The organism is Klebsiella sp. P1CD1 (assembly GCF_003790505.1).
Taxonomy (GTDB): domain Bacteria; phylum Pseudomonadota; class Gammaproteobacteria; order Enterobacterales; family Enterobacteriaceae; genus Klebsiella; species Klebsiella variicola.
In genome coordinates this window covers 3,926,373-3,943,316 of record NZ_CP033631.1, presented here as the reverse complement: position 1 = coordinate 3,943,316, position 16,944 = coordinate 3,926,373, and the positions used below count along the sequence as shown (strand labels likewise).

Below are 16,944 nucleotides of genomic sequence, written 5' to 3'. Positions count from 1 at the left end.
CGGGATGGGGCTAAGCTCCTGGGGATAAAAAAACGAGAGAGGTCACAAAACCACCGACGACCCTCGTCGCCGGTGTGGGGGTTAGTGCGAGCCGCATACCTCGCACTGCGGATGACGCATCAGCTTCATTTCACGAAACTGGCAGGTCATGGCGTCGTACATCACGATTTTTCCGCTGGCAGGGGTGCCGTAGCCGGTCAGCAGTTTAATGGCCTCCATCGCCTGCAGCGAACCGATGGTGCCCACCAGCGGGGCCATTACCCCGGCTTCGACGCAGGTGAGGGCATTTTCGCCGAACAGACGGCTCAGGCAGCGGTAGCAGGGTTCGCCATCCTGATACGTGAAGACGCTGATTTGCCCCTCCATGCGGATCGCCGCCCCGGAGACCAGCGGGGTGGTGTGCTGGAAACAGCCGGCGTTGAGCTGGTTACGAATGGCGACGTTGTCGGTGCAGTCCAGCACCAGATCGTGATCGGCAATCTGCCCCGCCAGCGCGGTCTCATCCAGCAAGGCATTGAGCGGGACCAGCCGGACGTGCGGGTTAATGCGCGCCAGCGCCTCGCGGGCAGAATCCACCTTCGGTTGGCCGATGGTCGCGTCGCTGTGCAGCGTCTGGCGCTGGAGGTTGGACAGCGAGACGGTGTCGAAATCGAGCAGGGTGAGCTGACCCACGCCGGCCGCCGCCAGATATTGAGCGGCGGCGCAGCCGAGCCCGCCGAGGCCGACCACCAGTACGCGAGCGGCTTTTAGCCGCTCCTGACCGTCGAAATCAAAACCGCGCAAGATGATCTGCCGGTTATAGCGCAGCATCTCCTCGTCGCTCAGCTCAACGGCCATTACAGCCCCCCAAACAGATGATTAAAGGGCTCGACTTCGACCCATTCGCCCGCTTCGACGTGGCCGCGTTCGCGCTCCAGTACGATAAAGCAGTTACCGAGGCTGAATGAGCTGAAAATGTGCGAGCCCTGATGGCCGGTGGTGGTCACCACCAGCTCGCCGTCGGGGTTGCGCTGCAGAATACCGCGCTGGAAGTCGAGACGGCCCGGCGACTTCTTCAGTCGCGTGGCGGCGCGTACCCGCAGGCGGGTTGCCTGAAGCGGGCCGTGCTTGCCCGAGAGTTTCGCCAGCAGCGGCTGCACCAACTGACAGAAGGTGACGGTGGCGGAAACCGGGTTACCCGGCAGGCCGCAGAACCAGCTGCTACTGAGTTTGCCGAAGGCGAAGGGTTTCCCCGGCTTGATCGCCAGTTTCCAGAAGCCGATCTCCCCCAGCTCTTCAAGAATGGTTTTGGTGTAGTCGGCTTCGCCCACCGAGACGCCACCGGAGCTGATGACCACGTCGGCCTGCTGGTCGGCGGCGATAAACGCGTCACGCAGCTTCGCCGGGTCGTCAGGAATAATGCCGAGGTTAATGACCTCGTAGCCCAGCTGCTGCAGCATCAGGTGCACCGCCAGGCGGTTGGTATCGTAAATCTGGCCGTCGCCGAGCGGTTGACCCGGCAGCTGCAGCTCATCGCCGGTTGAGAAGACCGCGACGCGGACCTTGCGCACCACCTCGACCTCGGCAATGCCCAGCGAGGCCAGCACCGGCAGCTCGGCCACCGTCAGGGGCGTCCCCGCCGGGAAGACCACCGCGCCGTGGGCGATATCTTCTCCGCGACGGCGAATGTGCTGCCCGGCTTTCACCGGCGCGGTAAAGTGCACGCCGGCGTCGGTCTGTTCGGTCTCTTCCTGCATGACCACCGCGTCGCAGCCCGCAGGCACCGGCGCGCCGGTCATGATGCGGATACAGGTGCCGGTGGGCCAGGTCTCGTGAAACGGTTGGCCGGCAAAGGCCTTACCGGCGACCGGCAGCGCCGCGCCGTCGCGAAGGTCGCTTAGCCGGACGGCATAGCCATCCATCGCGGCGTTATCAAAGCCGGGCACATCCAGCGGGGAGACGATGTCATGGGCGGTCACACGCGAGAAGGCCTGCAACAGCGGTACAGTTTCCGTCGCGTTCAGCGGCGTAATACGATCGAGCATCTGGGCGAGGGCTGTGTCGAGCGGCATCAGTCCGGCGGTAAAATCCATGGGTCACTCCTGCGGGCAAAACAGCGAAAACGCCTATTATGGCAGAAAAGCGGCGCGGGCTGTATGCCACCTGGGTACGAGGCTTTACATCGCCCGCCGCTCTTTCTATATTCAAAAATTGTATAAGACATTCAGCAATATAATGATATCAATACCCTTATTCCTGACGTGACCGGCGCCGCGCCGCGCTACGACGGGGCAGGGGCGATCCACTTCATCGTTAAGGACTGGCGAAATGGGCAAGGCGGTTATAGCAATTCACGGCGGCGCAGGGGCGATTTCTCGCGCGCAGATGACGCCGGAGCGGGAGCGAGAGTATGTGGCGGCGCTGTCGACTATCGTCGAAAGCGGGCAGAAGATGTTGGCTGCGGGCGCCAGTGCGCTGGATACCGTGACCGAGGCCGTTCGGCTGCTGGAAGAGTGCCCGCTGTTTAACGCCGGGATGGGCGCGGTATTTACCCACGATCAAACCCATGAGCTGGACGCCTGCGTAATGGATGGCTACAGCCTGCAGGCGGGCGCGGTGGCCGGGGTCAAACATTTGCGTAATCCGGTGCTGGCGGCGCGTCTGGTACTGGAGGAGAGCCCGCACGTGCTGCTGATTGGCGAGGGCGCGGAAAATTTCGCCTTCTCCCGGGGGATGGAACGCGTGGAAAACGATCTCTTCTCCACGCCCGAGCGCCTGCTGCAGCTGCAGGAGGCGAAAGCGGGCGGGGAGATTATCCTCGACCACCACGCCGCCCCGCTCGATGAACGCCAGAAAATGGGCACCGTCGGCGCGGTGGCGCTCGACCTGGCTGGCAATCTGGCGGCGGCAACCTCCACCGGCGGCATGACCAACAAATTGCCCGGACGCGTCGGCGACAGCCCGCTGCCGGGCGCGGGATGCTATGCCAACAATGCCAGCGTGGCGGTCTCCTGCACCGGCACCGGCGAAGTCTTTATGCGCACCCTGGCGGCCTACGATATCGCCGCCTTAATGGAGTATGGTCAGTTGAGTCTCTACACCGCCTGCGAGCGGGTGGTGATGGAGAAACTGCCGGCTCTCGGCGGTAGCGGCGGGCTGATTGCCGTCGATCGCGAAGGTAACGTCGTTTTACCGTTTAACAGTGAAGGCATGTACCGCGCCTGGTGCTATGCCGGCGATACGCCGACCATTGGCATTTATCGCGAATAGAAGAAGGGAGAGGGAGAGTGTCGCAAACTCACGAAACCGATACCTGCGAAGTGCTGGTAGTGCGCAACCTGAACGTGGCCTTTCGCCAACAGGATGCGCCAGAGGTGCAGGCCGTGCGTCAGCTATCCTTCAGCCTGCGTCGCGGCGAGACGCTGGCGATAGTGGGTGAGTCCGGTTCGGGAAAATCGGTGACCGCGCTGGCGCTGATGCGTTTGCTTGACGCCGCCAGCAGCGAAGTGAGCAGCGAGGGGCTGTGGCTGCGGCGGCGTAACCGGCAGGTGATCGCGCTCAATGAGCAAACGGACGCCGAGATGCGCCGGGTGCGCGGCGCGGATCTGGCCATGATTTTTCAGGAGCCGATGACCTCGCTGAATCCGGTTTTTACCATCGGCGAACAAATCGCCGAATCCCTGCGCCTGCACCAGGGGCTGGGGCGCGAAGAGGCGCTGCGCGCGGCGAAAAAGATGCTCGACCAGGTGCGTATTCCCCAGGCGGAAGAGATGCTCTCACGCTATCCGCACCAGCTCTCCGGCGGCATGCGCCAGCGGGTGATGATCGCCATGGCGCTCTCCTGCCGGCCGGCGGTGTTGATAGCCGATGAGCCGACCACGGCCCTGGATGTCACCATCCAGGCGCAAATTTTGCAACTCATTGCCGTCCTGCAAAAGGAGATGGCGATGGGGGTGATCTTTATTACCCACGATATGGGCGTCGTGGCCGATATCGCCGATCGGGTGCTGGTGATGTATCGCGGTGAGGCGGTAGAGACCGGCAGCGTTGAGGAGATCTTTCGTTCGCCGCAGCACCCTTATACTCAGTCGCTGCTGGCGGCGGTTCCGCGGCTGGGGGAGATGCGGGGTCAGGATCTGCCGCGCCGTTTTTCGCTTCCCGGTCAGCCGCAGGCGGAGACCGAAACGCCAGACACGGTGGCGGCGGGGGAGCCTATCCTGCAGGTGCGCGACCTGGTGGCCCGTTTTCCGGTGCGCGGTGGGCTGCTCAATCGCGTGACGCGCGAAGTGCATGCGGTGGAGAAGATCAGTTTTGATCTCTGGCCGGGAGAGACCCTGTCGCTGGTGGGAGAGTCCGGCTGCGGCAAGTCGACCACCGGCCGGGCGCTGCTGAGACTGGTCGAAACCCAGGGTGGCACCATTACCTTCGACGGCCAACGGATTGATACGCTCTCCGGCAGCAAGCTGCAATCCCTGCGCCGTAATATTCAGTTTATTTTTCAGGATCCTTACGCTTCGCTTGACCCGCGTCAGACGGTCGGTGACTCGATCATGGAGCCGCTGCGGGTGCATGGCCTGCTGCATGGTGAAGCCGCGCGTGAGCGGGTTTCCTGGCTACTGAAGCGCGTGGGGCTTCAGCCGGAGCATGCCTGGCGTTACCCCCATGCCTTTTCCGGCGGCCAGCGGCAGCGGATCTGCATTGCCCGCGCGCTGGCGCTGAATCCGAAGGTGGTGATAGCCGATGAGTCGGTGTCGGCCCTGGATGTCTCCATTCGGGCGCAGATTATCAATCTGATGCTCGACCTGCAGCGCGAGATGGGTATCGCGTTTCTGTTTATTTCCCATGATATGGCGGTGGTGGAGCGCATCAGCCACCGCGTGGCGGTGATGTATCGCGGTCGCATTGTCGAAATAGGCCCGCGCCGTGCGGTGTTTGAAAACCCGCAGCACCCCTATACCCGTAAGCTAATGGCCGCCGTACCGGTGGCCGACCCGGCCTACCGTCATCCGCAGCGAGTCCTGCTGTCTGATGACGTCCCGGGCAATATCTATAAGCGGGGCGAGGAGATGGCCAGCGTGCCATTGCAGCAGGTTGGGCCGGACCACTTTGTCGCCCGCGAATCCGCCGATGTGCTGGGCAGAGCATAACAACACATAACGCACCTTTTCAGGAGAATACAATGACACAACCTGTTTCACGCAAATGGTGGCTGGCGCTGAGTATCGCGGCGGCCCTGGCGAGCGCCCCTGCCTTTGCCGCCAAAGATGTGGTCGTGGCGGTCGGGTCTAACTTTACGACGCTCGATCCCTATGATGCCAACGATACCCTGTCGCAGGCGGTGGCGAAGTCCTTTTATCAAGGCCTGTTCGGCCTTGATAAAGAGATGAAGCTACAAAATGTTCTTGCCGAGAGCTATACCGTGTCACCGGACGGCCTGGTGTACACCATCAAGCTGCACAGCGGGGTGAAATTCCAGGATGGCACCGACTTTAACGCCGAGGCGGTCAAGGCTAACCTCGACCGCGCGAGTAACCCGGATAACCATCTCAAGCGCTATAACCTGTATAAAAATATCGCCAGCACCGAGGCGGTCGATCCGACCACGGTCAAAATTACCCTGAAGCAGCCCTTCTCGGCATTTATTAACATTCTCGCCCATCCGGCGACGGCGATGATTTCGCCGGCGGCGCTGAAAAAATATGGCAAGGATATTGGCTTCCATCCGGTGGGTACCGGGCCGTATAAGCTCGACACCTGGAACCAGACAGATTTCGTGAAGGTCAGCAAGTTCGATGGTTACTGGCAGCCAGGCCTGCCGAAGCTGGACTCCATCACCTGGCGTCCGGTGGTGGATAACAACACCCGGGCGGCGATGCTGCAGACCGGCGAAGCGCAGTTTGCTTTCCCGATCCCTTACGAACAGGCGCCGCTGCTGGCAAAAAACAGCAAACTGGAGCTGGTGGCCAGCCCGTCGATCATGCAGCGCTACATCAGCATGAACGTGACGCAGAAGCCGTTCGATAATCCGAAGGTGCGTGAAGCCATCAACTATGCGATTAACCGTCAGGCGCTGGTCAAGGTGGCGTTTGCCGGATACGCCACCCCGGCGACCGGGGTGGTGCCGCCGTCGATTGCCTACGCCCAGACTTACACCGCCTGGCCCTACGATCCGGCGAAAGCTCGCCAGTTGCTGAAAGAGGCTGGCTACCCTAACGGTTTCAGCACCACGCTGTGGTCATCACATAATCACAGCACCGCGCAGAAAGTACTGCAGTTCACCCAGCAGCAGCTGGCGCAGGTGGGGATTAAGGCGCAGGTGACGGCGATGGACGCTGGTCAGCGGGCGGCGGAAGTGGAAGGTAAAGGGCAGAAAGAGAGCGGGGTACGGATGTTCTATACCGGCTGGTCCGCCTCCACCGGTGAAGCCGACTGGGCGCTGTCGCCGCTGTTCGCCTCGCAAAACTGGCCGCCGACGCTGTTTAATACCGCGTTTTACAGCAACCCGCAGGTGGATAACGCGCTGAGCGAGGCGCTGAAAACCACCGACCCGCAAGAGAAAACCAAACTCTATAAAGAGGCGCAGGATATTATCTGGAAAGAGTCGCCGTGGGTACCGCTGGTGGTCGAGAAACTGGTCTCCGCCCACAGCAAGAACCTCACCGGTTTCTATATCCAGCCGGATACTGGCTTTAGTTTTGAACAGGCAGATTTAACACCGTGAAGGATGGGATGATGCCCTCCGGCGCCAGCGCGCGGGGGGCGGTTTTTCCGCGGGGCGGGTTGCGGAGGTATGATGCTCAACTATGTGATTAAGCGCCTGCTGGGGCTGATCCCCACCCTGCTTATCGTCGCAGTACTGGTGTTTCTGTTCGTCCATATGCTGCCCGGTGACCCGGCGCGGCTGATTGCCGGACCGGAGGCCGATGCCCAGGTGGTGGCGATGGTGCGCCAGCAACTGGGGCTTGACCAGCCGCTGCATGTCCAGTTCTGGCACTACATCACCAACGTGCTGCGCGGCGATTTTGGCATTTCCATGGCCTCGCGGCGTCCCGTTTCCAGTGAAATAGCCAGCCGCTTTATGCCCACGCTGTGGCTGACGCTGGCCAGCATGAGCTGGGCGGTACTGTTCGGGATGGCGGCGGGGATCGCGGCCGCGGTGTGGCGCAATCGCTGGCCCGACCGTCTGGGAATGGCGCTGGCGGTGAGCGGCATTTCGTTTCCGGCTTTTGCTCTCGGCATGCTGCTGATGCAGGTGTTTTCGGTTGAGCTGGGCTGGCTGCCGACGGTGGGGGCCGACAGCTGGCGGCACTATATTTTGCCATCGTTGACCCTTGGCGCGGCGGTAGCGGCGGTCATGGCGCGCTTTACCCGCGCGTCGTTCGTTGATGTGTTGCATGAAGACTATATGCGTACCGCGCGGGCGAAAGGGGTGAGCGAAACGTGGGTGGTGCTCAAGCATGGCCTGCGCAATGCGATGATCCCGGTGGTGACCATGATGGGGCTGCAGTTCGGCTTTCTGCTCGGTGGGTCGATCGTCGTGGAAAAGGTGTTTAACTGGCCGGGGCTTGGGCGCCTGTTGGTCGATTCGGTAGAGATGCGCGATTACCCGGTAATTCAGGCGGAAGTCCTGCTCTTTTCGCTGGAGTTTATTCTTATCAATTTAGTGGTGGATGTGCTGTACGCGGCCATTAACCCGGCTATCAGGTATAAGTAAGGTGCGATTGCTCAACTGGAGAAGGCAGGCGGCGCTGAACGCCATGCCGGGTATCAGACCCGGCGAGATCCATACCCCATGGCATGAGTTCTGGCGGCGCTTTCGTCGCCAGCCGGTGGCGATGGGCGCTGGTATTTTCGTGCTGTTGCTGATTGCGGTAGCCATCGTTGCGCCATGGATAGCGCCGTACGATGCGGAAAATTATTTCGATTATGACCGGCTTAACGAGGGGCCCTCGCTGGTGCACTGGTTCGGTGTCGACTCGCTGGGGCGCGATATTTTCAGCCGGGTGCTGGTCGGGGCGCAGATCTCGCTGGCTGCCGGGGTACTGGCGGTGCTGATTGGCGCGGCTATCGGCACGGTGCTTGGGCTGCTGGCCGGCTACTATGAGGGCTGGTGGGACCGGCTCATTATGCGACTTTGCGACGTGCTGTTCGCCTTTCCGGGGATCCTGCTGGCGATCGCGGTGGTCGCTGTCATGGGCAGCGGGATGGCCAACGTGATCATCGCCGTGGCGATCTTCTCGATCCCGGCGTTTGCTCGTCTGGTGCGCGGCAATACGCTGGTGTTAAAGCAGCAGACCTTTATTGAATCGGCGCGCAGCATCGGCGCCAGCGACGCCACCATTCTGTTCAACCACATCCTGCCGGGGACGGTGTCATCGATCGTGGTTTACTTCACGATGCGTATTGGGGTGTCGATTATTTCGGCGGCCAGTCTGTCGTTTCTCGGCCTCGGCGCGCAGCCGCCCACGCCAGAGTGGGGCGCGATGCTCAACGAGGCGCGGGCGGATATGGTGATGTCCCCGCACGTAGCGCTGTTTCCGGCGGTGGCGATTTTCGTGACCGTTCTGGCGTTTAATCTGCTGGGCGATGGCCTGCGCGATGCGCTGGATCCGAAGTTAAAGGGGTAGGGTGAGGGAAAGCACCGCCGTGCGGTGCTTTATATTATTTGTGGCTTCAGCGCACATTGCGCTCCCGGTTAATCTTCTGCGTTATGCCTGGCATGGCGCAGGGAGCGCACAGGGGGCGGCCAGTCGCCGCCGCCCCCTGTACCCCCGGGCTCCGGCCAGCAACATCGCCGCTGCGCGGTGCCTTCGACTTATCCCTGCAGGCTTCGGGTCGGGCCGAGGCAGCGTCCCTGCAAAACACGGCCCTCAGCCCGCATCCATGCGGGCTGCCCCGGCCTTCCGGGAACGTCTCAGCGATGTTGAGGCCGCCAGCACCGGCAGTTTCAGCAAGACTGGTGAATAAATTAGCGACAGGTCGCACGAACTGTAGGCCGGGTAAGGCGTTAGCCGCCACCCGGCAATATAAAGGCTTGATGACTGATAAATTACCCGGCGGCGCTGCGCTTGCGCGGACCTGGGGGGTGCCTACGGGAGGACCCCGTAGGCTGGGGAATGCGATAAGCCGCTATCCGGGAAGCTGGACTAGACCCGGGTACCCCACAGGTCGTATTCGTCGGCATGCTCGACTTTCACCCGCACCACGTCGCCCGGCTTAACGCGGGTTTCGCCGTTCAGGTAGACCGCGCCGTCGATTTCCGGGGCGTCGGCCATGCTGCGGCCAATGGCGCCTTCTTCGTCAACTTCATCCACCAGCACCAGGATTTCGCGGCCCACTTTCTCCTGCAGACGCTCGGCAGAGATCTGCTGCTGCAGCTGCATAAAGCGGTTCCAGCGCTCCTCTTTCACCTCTTCCGGCACCTGATCCGCCAGTTCGTTGGCGGTGGCGCCTTCAACCGGGCTGTACTTGAAGCAGCCGACGCGGTCGAGACGCGCCTCTTTCAGGAAGTCGAGCAGCATCTGGAAATCTTCTTCCGTTTCGCCCGGGAAGCCCACGATAAAGGTAGAGCGCAGGGTCAGATCCGGGCAAATTTCACGCCACTGCTTAATGCGCGCCAGCTGGCGGTCTGCAGAGCCAGGACGCTTCATCAGCTTCAGAATACGCGGGCTGGCGTGCTGCAGCGGAATATCGAGGTACGGCAGAATTTTGCCTTCCGCCATCAGCGGGATCACATCGTCGACGTGCGGATACGGGTAAACATAATGCAGGCGCACCCAGATGCCGAGCTTCGCCAGCTCTTCGCACAGGCTGACCATGCTGGTCTTCACCGGCATGCCGTTGTGGAAACCGGTACGGTGCTTGACATCGACGCCGTAGGCGGAGGTGTCCTGAGAAATCACCAGCAGCTCTTTCACGCCGGCGTCAGCGAGGCGTTTGGCTTCCGCCAGCACTTCGCCAATCGGACGGCTCACCAGATCGCCACGCATGGACGGGATGATGCAGAAGGTGCAGCGATGGTTGCAGCCTTCAGAAATTTTTAAGTAGGCGTAGTGACGCGGCGTCAGCTTAACGCCCTGTTCCGGCACCAGGCTGAGGAACGGGTTGTGCTTCGGCTTCGGCGAGTAGTGGTGGACGTGCTCCAGCACCTGCTCATAGCTGTGCGGACCGGTGATCTCCAGCACCTTCGGGTGAACTTCGCGGATCTGATCCTCTTTCGCGCCAAGGCAGCCGGTGACGATCACCTTGCCGTTCTCTTTTAACGCTTCGCCGATCGCTTCCAGCGATTCCTGCACAGCGCTATCGATAAAGCCGCAGGTGTTAACGATGACCATATCGGCGTTGTCGTAGGTAGGGACGACGTCATAACCTTCGGTGCGCAGTTCGGTCAGGATACGCTCTGAGTCCACGAGATTTTTCGGGCAGCCCAGGGAGACGAAGCCGATTTTCGGCTGGTGCGTGACATTGCTCATAGCTTAAAAAGTGTTCAATTATTGGAATGGTCAGGGCAGGAATTCTACAGATCTTTGCGAAAAAGAGTATAGCTCCGTCGCGGTTAATGGTGAAAAAGCGCTCGGGTGAGGAGCGCGTGGGCTTCAGCACCGGGTCAAAACCGCCATTCCTGATAAAAACGCCCGTCATTTACGTTGTAATCTACAAAGTGATAACAATTTCTTTACTAAATACCTCGATGACCGCGAGGAGAAGAGGCAAGGAAATGACACCAACAGGCTCCCCGGTGGCGATAGCCACCCTGCCATTCAGTAATCTGGAGATCCCCCCGCAACCGCCGCAGATCCAACACTCCCTTGAGCAGGGAAATGTGCTCTATCTGCCGCAGCTGGCGTTTTCATTAACCGCCACGGAGCAGGCATTGCTGACCCCTGAGCTGGTCGCGCCGCGGCGCAAGAATATCAGCTATCAACCCGACACCCGCATGCTCAGAGGCGTGGCGGATAAGCAGAAAACGGCTGCCATCGCCCGGCTAATGGCGCGTTACCACCAGATGACGCTGCAGCTGATCGACGCGTTATTGCCAGGCTATGGCGAGTCGCTGCACCATCCGCAAACCAGTCTGCGTCTGCATCCCATTACCGCCTGGCGTGAAACGACCTCCTGGCGCAAAGACGATTCGCGCTTGCATGTGGACGCATTCCCGTCGCGCCCGGTCAAGGGTGATCGTATTCTGCGCATCTTTTGCAATATTCATCCCCGCGGCGAACCGCGAACCTGGCGGACAGGGGAGCATTTCGATACCCTCGCGGCACGCTTTCTGCCGCGGCTGAAACCCTGGTCGCCGTCAGGCGCCTGGCTGCTGGCAGCGCTGGGGATCACCAAAAGTCGGCGTAGCCATTACGATCATCTGATGCTGGCCCTGCACGATGCGATGAAAAGCACACCTGAGTACCAGCGACAGGGGGTGCAGCAGGAGATCGACTTTGCCGCCGGCAGCACCTGGATCTGCTTTTCCGATCAGACCCCGCACGCCGCGATGCGCGGCCAGTATCTGCTTGAGCAGACCTTTCTGTTGCCGGTGAAAGCGATGAGTCACCCGCAGCTCTCGCCGCTGCGGGTGCTGGAAACGCTCCTGCAAAAGCCGTTAGTCGCGCGCAACGTGTAGCGCCCGGCGTGGCTACCGGGCAGAGGATTATTGCGCCGGCGTAACGGCCCCGGAAGGCCTGGCGCTGGGCTTTTTCGGCTCGCGCTTATCCTTCAGGGTGAAAATGGAGATCAGCGTAAAGAGCCCGGCGATACCGCCGAGGATCAGATAGGTATCGGCGAAGCCAATGGTATCGTACAGATAGCCTGCCAGCGGAGAGTAGATGGCGGTGGCGATCGAGGCGACAAACAGCACCAGCAAATAGACCGTCGAAGAGAGCTTGTGGTCGAAGTTGGCAGCGATGAATTTAAAGACCGATACCAGAATTAACGGTTTCTCCAGGGCATGCATCATTTTCACCGCGCCAATCCACACCGGACCGAGGGGCACGGCTGACCCGACAATACGTACCGACATGATCAACCCGGCGATGATCAGCGCCCATTTGGCGCCGGTCCGGTTAACAAACCACGGCATCAGGCATAAGAACAGCGTTTCGCCGCACACCTGAATGGAGGCGAGGATCCCATACCAGCGGTTGCCTTCCTCCGGCGTCGGGAACTGCAGCGAGAAATACTGGGCAAACTGCTGATCGTAGGTGTCATAAATTTGCGTGACGAACAGGGTAAAGAGCAGCAGCATCCAGAACTGACCATTCTTCGCCAGCTCGAGGGCATGGGAGACCTTCAGCGATTCGCTTCGCGCCACATCGGCGTCGGTTAATTCAATTTTGGTCAGCATAAAGCAGATGGCGGCGATGACGATGGCGAGGCTGGCGAGCCAGAAGGCCAGATTAGGATTGCTGTCGATATATTTACCCACAATCCAGGCCGCCGCTGCCCAGCCTAACGAGCCCCACATCCGCACCCGACCGTATTCGAACTGGTAGCGACGGGAAATCTTATCGATGTAAGAGTCGATCACCCCGCAGCCGGAGTTAAAGATGATCCCCAGATAGATCCCCCCCAGCAGCGCGCCGAACCAGAAATTGTGCACCAGCAGCGGCGCGTAAACATAGATAAAGAAGGGGCCCACCGGCAGGAGCAGGGCGACCAGCAGCCAGATAAGCCGTTTTTTCAGGCCGAACTTGTCGGAGATAAAGCCGAAGAAAGGTTGCATCAGCAGGGCGATAAAAGCGTTGACCGAGTACAGCAGGCCAGTCTTCGTGGCGCTGATGCCAAGATGCTGGGTGGTCCAGATGACGAAGAAAGCCATGGTCGACGACCAGGCGAACAGGTAGAGGAAATCGAAAAGACTCAACAGGAGGTAGTTTCTTTTACCGGGCGTCATGTTTCAGTTCCTTGCAAACGGGCAGAGAGATTATCAGCGATCCGCGGGCAGCGTTCGCTGTTTTTATGAAATGTTATACGTATTACATTAATGATTTGTTATGGCATTCTGGCTGGCGATCGCGCAATAGCATTTGTGGTATAGTGTGATCTTAGCAGCACTATTTCCGCCTTTTAATGGTAATAATCGCGAGTTGATTTCTTTTTGAAATTAATTGTGATCGTATACCATTGTTTTTGGTGTATATCCTACAAAGCGGTAAGGTTGTCACATTGTAAAGGGTGTTACAGGCTTGGGAATAATTGACCTGGCGCATCATTTTGCACAAAAAATAACCGTATCATGAGAAGGGTAAAGGACGACAGAGGAGGAACTGTGATGACCGTTGACAGACAATATCGCCACCTTTTGCAGAAGCTCATCAATGCCAATATCGATATTGATGCCTATCTGCAGTTGCGAAAGGCTAAAGGCTACATGTCAGTCAGCGAAAATGACCATCTGCGTGATAACTTGTTTGAGCTTTGCCGTGAAATGCGTGCGCAGGCCCCGCGCCTGCAGAATGTCGTTTCACCGGAGGAGAAGGAGGCCCTTCGCCTGGCGGGCGAGTCCCTCGCCGCCGCTGCAGTATGCCTGATGAGCGGGCATCATGATTGTCCGCTGTACATCGCTGTTAACGTAGAGAAGCTAGAACGCTGTCTGACAGGATTGACTTCAAATATTCATAAATTGAATAAATTGTCGCCAATCACTCATGCCTGATCGGCTGAAACTCAGGGGAAGTGGACGCTTCCCCTGTTAAAGGTTATGTAAAAATCCCCGCGCAAATTTCCCCGCTGGCTACCCTTTAGCGCAGAGCTGACTAAAGGAGAATGCCATGCGTCCAATCCCGCTGCTGTTGATATTGAGCGCCTTAGCGCTGCCAGCCCTGAGCCAGGCCGCGGTGCGGGTGGAGGTATTGCAAAACCGGCTGGCCCATCCGTGGGGTCTGGCGTTTCTCCCCGACGATCAGGGCATGTTGATTACCCTGCGCGGCGGCGAGCTCAAGCGCTGGCAGCCAGGTAAAGGCCTGTCGGCGCCGATATCCGGCGTGCCGCAGGTGTGGGCCAACGGCCAGGGCGGCTTACTGGATGTAGCGCTGGCGCCGGATTTTGCGCAGTCGCGACGGGTATGGCTGAGCTATGCGGAAAGCGACGCCAGCGGCAAAGCGGGCACCGCGGTAGGCTACGGGCGGTTAAGTGAGGATGCCACGCAGCTGTCGAACTTTACCGTGGTGTTTCGCCAGCAGCCGAAGCTCTCCGTGGGCAATCATTTCGGTGGCCGGCTGGTGTTCGACGGCAAAGGGTATCTGTTTATCGGTCTGGGAGAGAACAATCAGCGTGCCACCGCCCAGGAGCTCAGCAAGCTGCAGGGGAAAGTGGTCCGCCTGACGGAGAGCGGGGACGTTCCACCGGATAATCCCTTTGTCGGCCGGGCTGACGCCAGGCCAGAGATCTGGGCCTACGGTATTCGCAATCCGCAGGGCATGGCGATGAACCCATGGAGCGACGCGCTGTGGCTCAATGAGCACGGCCCGCGCGGCGGGGATGAAATTAACATCCCGCAGGCGGGGAAAAACTACGGCTGGCCGCTGGCGACGCATGGCATTAACTACAGCGGCCTGCCGATCCCGGAGGCCAAGGGCAAGACGGCCCCGGGTACCGAGCCTCCCCTGTATGTCTGGCCGGTCTCCCCCGGGGTGAGCGGGATGGCCTTTTACGCGGCGCAGACTTTTCCCCAGTGGCAGCATAAGCTGTTTATCGGCGCGCTGAAGGAGACGTCGCTTATCGTCTTATCGGTGGACGGTAATCAGGTCCGCGAGGAGGGGAGGTTACTGGAGGCGCGCGGGAAGCGTATCCGCGACGTCCGCGTGGGACCCGACGGCTATCTGTACGTATTAACCGACGAGTCTAACGGCGAACTGTTGCGCTTGAGTCCGGAGGGTTAACCTCAGGTGACCGGGATCTTCACGACCGCGTGCCAGGCGGGGCGCTGGCTAATCTGCTGATACCAGCGCTGCAGATGGGGTCGCGGTTGCCAGGTATCGAGGATCGTCAGCAGATTGTAGACGAAGGGGGCAACGGCAATATCGCCAAGGCCGAAGTGCTTGCCAGAGAGCCATGGCGTTTTCGCCAGTTCGTCATCAAGCATGGCAAACAGCGATTCACAGGCGCCGATCCCCGCGGCGATGACCGCCGGATCGCGCTGCTCCGGCGGCGTCCTGACCAGGCCCATTAACACCGGGCGATGGGCGGGAGAGAGCGTGCCGTTGGACCAGTCCATCCACTTTTCCCCTTGCGCGCGCTGCGCCGGTGCGGCCAGCCACAGGCGATCGACGCCGTACTGGGCGGCAAGGTAGCGAATAATGGTATTTGATTCCCACAACACCACCCCGGTAGCATCGTCTTTTAACAGCGGCACCAGCCCGTTCGGGTTCATCGCCAGATATTCCGGGTCATGATTGAGACCAAACTCCAGCCCGGCGAGGATCTGCTCATAAGGAAGATCCAACTCCTCCAGCACCCAGCGTACTTTCTTCACGTTGGTCGAGTTATTACGTCCCCACAGTGTAATCATTTTCGCTCCTGAGTTTGTTTCACTGCCGTTGCAGCGCGATCGGCGATCATGTTGGGATAAAGTTAATATTTAGGCAATCACGATCAAAAAAGTTGTTCTGATTAAAGCACAGCGGCACGTTATTGCGTAAACTTTAAAAACTTTACCAACTCGCTGTTTCTTTAAGGTCATTTGTACGCTTTACTCACCGGTTGCTGCGGCGCGGTCAGAGTGGTGCGGCATATTTTGTTTGGAAAGGATACTTGGGTGGCTCTTATGATGCATGACGCTTTTTCCCTTCGCGGCCTCGCTGCAGGTTGCGCGCTGTTATTTCTTGTCGCACCTGCGGTGCAGGCTGCAGAACAACTCCCCGACGCCCCTTCGATTGACGCTCGCGCCTGGATCCTGATGGACTACGCCAGCGGGAAGGTGCTCAGCGAAGGCAATGCCGATGAAAAACTCGACCCGGCCAGTCTGACGAAGATCATGACCAGCTACGTGGTGGGGCAGGCGATAAAAGCGGGAAAAATCAAGCTCACCGATATGGTGACCGTCGGACGTGATGCCTGGGCGACCGGCAACCCGGCGCTGCGCGGCTCATCGGTGATGTTCCTCAAGCCCGGCATGCAGGTCTCGGTGGAAGATCTGAATAAAGGGGTCATTATTCAGTCCGGTAACGACGCCAGCATTGCCATTGCCGACTACGTGGCGGGCAGCCAGGACGCATTCGTCAGCCTGATGAACGGCTATGCCAAAAAAATGGGGCTGACCAACACCACCTTTATGACCGTCCACGGCCTTGATGCGCCGGGTCAGTTCAGTACCGCCCGCGATATGGCGCTGCTGACCAAAGCGATGATCCACGATGTGCCGGAAGAGTACGCGGTACATAAAGAGAAAGAGTTCACCTTCAATAAAATTCGCCAGCCGAACCGCAACCGTCTGCTGTGGAGCACCAACCTCAACGCCGATGGTGTGAAAACCGGGACCACCGCCGGGGCCGGCTATAACCTGGTCTCCTCAGCCACCCAGGGTGATATGCGTCTGATCGCCGTGGTACTGGGGACCAAAACTGACCGCATTCGCTTTAACGAGTCAGAAAAACTGCTGACCTGGGGCTTCCGCTTCTATGAAACCGTGACGCCGATTAAACCGGATGCCACCTTCGTTACCCAGCGCGTATGGTTTGGCGACAGCAGCGAAGCGAAACTGGGAGCCGGCGAGGCGGGCTCTATCACCCTGCCGAAGGGCCAGCTGAAAAACCTGAAAGCCAGCTACACCTTAAATCAGCCGCAGCTTACCGCGCCGCTGGAGAAGGGGCAGGTGGTCGGGACTATCGACTTTAAGCTGAATGATAAAACCATCGAGCAGCGCCCGCTGATCGTCATGGAGCCGGTGAAAGAGGGCGGTTTCTTCAGCCGGATGATCGACTTCGTACTGATGAAACTCCACGGCTGGTTCGGCAGCTGGTTCTCCTGATG

At 59.6% G+C, this 16,944-nt stretch carries 14 protein-coding genes; 9 read left to right on the top strand and 5 right to left on the bottom strand.

Annotated features, from left to right (window positions below; translation table 11 throughout):
• Nucleotides 1-81: 81 nt before the first annotated feature.
• Nucleotides 82-837 carry a molybdopterin-synthase adenylyltransferase MoeB gene (moeB, locus tag DTA24_RS19625; protein WP_012968648.1) on the bottom strand — a complete coding sequence of 252 codons (756 nt, stop codon included), beginning with the start codon at nt 835-837 and terminating at the stop codon, nt 82-84.
• On the bottom strand, nt 837-2,072 hold the full coding sequence (moeA, locus tag DTA24_RS19620; protein WP_012542361.1) for a molybdopterin molybdotransferase MoeA: 1,236 nt from the start codon (nt 2,070-2,072) through the stop codon (nt 837-839). The genes moeB and moeA overlap by 1 nt, the downstream gene beginning before the upstream one ends.
• Before the next feature lie 235 nt (nt 2,073-2,307).
• Here moeA and iaaA point away from each other — a divergent pair, with 235 nt between their 5' ends.
• The 5 genes from iaaA (at nt 2,308) to gsiD (ending at nt 8,606) form a co-directional block, all read left to right on the top strand.
• Complete coding sequence (gene iaaA / locus DTA24_RS19615; protein ID WP_008805796.1) at nt 2,308-3,249, top strand: beta-aspartyl-peptidase; 942 nt, start codon at nt 2,308-2,310, stop codon at nt 3,247-3,249.
• Between the two features lie 17 nt (nt 3,250-3,266).
• Nucleotides 3,267-5,126: a glutathione ABC transporter ATP-binding protein GsiA gene (gene gsiA / locus DTA24_RS19610; protein ID WP_008805797.1), complete on the top strand. Its 1,860-nt coding sequence runs from the start codon at nt 3,267-3,269 to the stop codon at nt 5,124-5,126.
• 32 nt (nt 5,127-5,158) lie between these two features.
• On the top strand, nt 5,159-6,700 hold the full coding sequence (gsiB, locus tag DTA24_RS19605) for a glutathione ABC transporter substrate-binding protein GsiB (protein ID WP_004176731.1): 1,542 nt from the start codon (nt 5,159-5,161) through the stop codon (nt 6,698-6,700).
• Nucleotides 6,701-6,772: 72 nt separating this feature from the next.
• Nucleotides 6,773-7,693: a glutathione ABC transporter permease GsiC gene (gsiC, locus tag DTA24_RS19600; RefSeq protein WP_008805798.1), complete on the top strand. Its 921-nt coding sequence runs from the start codon at nt 6,773-6,775 to the stop codon at nt 7,691-7,693.
• Nucleotide 7,694: 1 nt separating this feature from the next.
• Nucleotides 7,695-8,606 carry a glutathione ABC transporter permease GsiD gene (gsiD, locus tag DTA24_RS19595; protein ID WP_004147729.1) on the top strand — a complete coding sequence of 304 codons (912 nt, stop codon included), beginning with the start codon at nt 7,695-7,697 and terminating at the stop codon, nt 8,604-8,606.
• Nucleotides 8,607-9,125: 519 nt separating this feature from the next.
• On the opposite strand, the gene rimO is transcribed toward gsiD, so the two are convergent.
• Nucleotides 9,126-10,451, bottom strand: coding sequence for a 30S ribosomal protein S12 methylthiotransferase RimO (gene rimO, locus DTA24_RS19585; RefSeq protein WP_008805799.1), 1,326 nt, complete (start codon nt 10,449-10,451; stop codon nt 9,126-9,128).
• A gap of 245 nt (nt 10,452-10,696) precedes the next feature.
• Here rimO and DTA24_RS19580 point away from each other — a divergent pair, with 245 nt between their 5' ends.
• On the top strand, nt 10,697-11,599 hold the full coding sequence (locus DTA24_RS19580; protein ID WP_012968645.1) for a Kdo hydroxylase family protein: 903 nt from the start codon (nt 10,697-10,699) through the stop codon (nt 11,597-11,599).
• Nucleotides 11,600-11,626: 27 nt separating this feature from the next.
• Here DTA24_RS19580 and DTA24_RS19575 read toward each other — a convergent pair whose 3' ends face one another.
• Nucleotides 11,627-12,868 (bottom strand): oligosaccharide MFS transporter, encoded by a 1,242-nt coding sequence (locus DTA24_RS19575; RefSeq protein ID WP_012968644.1) that lies wholly within the window; start codon nt 12,866-12,868, stop codon nt 11,627-11,629.
• A 378-nt stretch (nt 12,869-13,246) separates the two neighbouring features.
• On the opposite strand from DTA24_RS19575, the gene bssR reads away from it, so the two are divergent.
• Both bssR and DTA24_RS19565 read left to right on the top strand, forming a co-directional pair.
• Complete coding sequence (bssR, locus tag DTA24_RS19570) at nt 13,247-13,630, top strand: biofilm formation regulator BssR (protein ID WP_012968643.1); 384 nt, start codon at nt 13,247-13,249, stop codon at nt 13,628-13,630.
• 115 nt (nt 13,631-13,745) lie between these two features.
• Nucleotides 13,746-14,855: a PQQ-dependent sugar dehydrogenase gene (locus tag DTA24_RS19565; protein WP_012542355.1), complete on the top strand. Its 1,110-nt coding sequence runs from the start codon at nt 13,746-13,748 to the stop codon at nt 14,853-14,855.
• 2 nt (nt 14,856-14,857) lie between these two features.
• On the opposite strand, the gene DTA24_RS19560 is transcribed toward DTA24_RS19565, so the two are convergent.
• Nucleotides 14,858-15,484: a glutathione S-transferase family protein gene (locus DTA24_RS19560; protein ID WP_046622758.1), complete on the bottom strand. Its 627-nt coding sequence runs from the start codon at nt 15,482-15,484 to the stop codon at nt 14,858-14,860.
• A 255-nt stretch (nt 15,485-15,739) separates the two neighbouring features.
• Between DTA24_RS19560 and dacC the strand changes: the two genes are divergently transcribed.
• A complete protein-coding gene (gene dacC / locus DTA24_RS19555; RefSeq protein ID WP_004201290.1) occupies nt 15,740-16,942 on the top strand; it encodes a serine-type D-Ala-D-Ala carboxypeptidase in 1,203 nt (400 codons plus the stop codon).
• Nucleotides 16,943-16,944 lie beyond the last annotated feature (2 nt).

Bases quoted from the DNA above. Each gene is read 5' to 3' on its own strand.
- dacC (WP_004201290.1), top strand. From the start codon at position 15,740: ATGATGCATGACGCTTTTTCCCTTCGCGGCCTCGCTGCAGGTTGCGCG.
- iaaA (WP_008805796.1), top strand. From the start codon at position 2,308: ATGGGCAAGGCGGTTATAGCAATTCACGGCGGCGCAGGGGCGATTTCT.
- gsiB (WP_004176731.1), top strand. From the start codon at position 5,159: ATGACACAACCTGTTTCACGCAAATGGTGGCTGGCGCTGAGTATCGCG.
- gsiC (WP_008805798.1), top strand. From the start codon at position 6,773: ATGCTCAACTATGTGATTAAGCGCCTGCTGGGGCTGATCCCCACCCTG.
- moeB (WP_012968648.1), bottom strand. From the start codon at position 837: ATGGCCGTTGAGCTGAGCGACGAGGAGATGCTGCGCTATAACCGGCAG.
- moeA (WP_012542361.1), bottom strand. From the start codon at position 2,072: ATGGATTTTACCGCCGGACTGATGCCGCTCGACACAGCCCTCGCCCAG.
- DTA24_RS19575 (WP_012968644.1), bottom strand. From the start codon at position 12,868: ATGACGCCCGGTAAAAGAAACTACCTCCTGTTGAGTCTTTTCGATTTC.
- DTA24_RS19565 (WP_012542355.1), top strand. From the start codon at position 13,746: ATGCGTCCAATCCCGCTGCTGTTGATATTGAGCGCCTTAGCGCTGCCA.
- DTA24_RS19560 (WP_046622758.1), bottom strand. From the start codon at position 15,484: ATGATTACACTGTGGGGACGTAATAACTCGACCAACGTGAAGAAAGTA.
- rimO (WP_008805799.1), bottom strand. From the start codon at position 10,451: ATGAGCAATGTCACGCACCAGCCGAAAATCGGCTTCGTCTCCCTGGGC.
- DTA24_RS19580 (WP_012968645.1), top strand. From the start codon at position 10,697: ATGACACCAACAGGCTCCCCGGTGGCGATAGCCACCCTGCCATTCAGT.
- bssR (WP_012968643.1), top strand. From the start codon at position 13,247: ATGACCGTTGACAGACAATATCGCCACCTTTTGCAGAAGCTCATCAAT.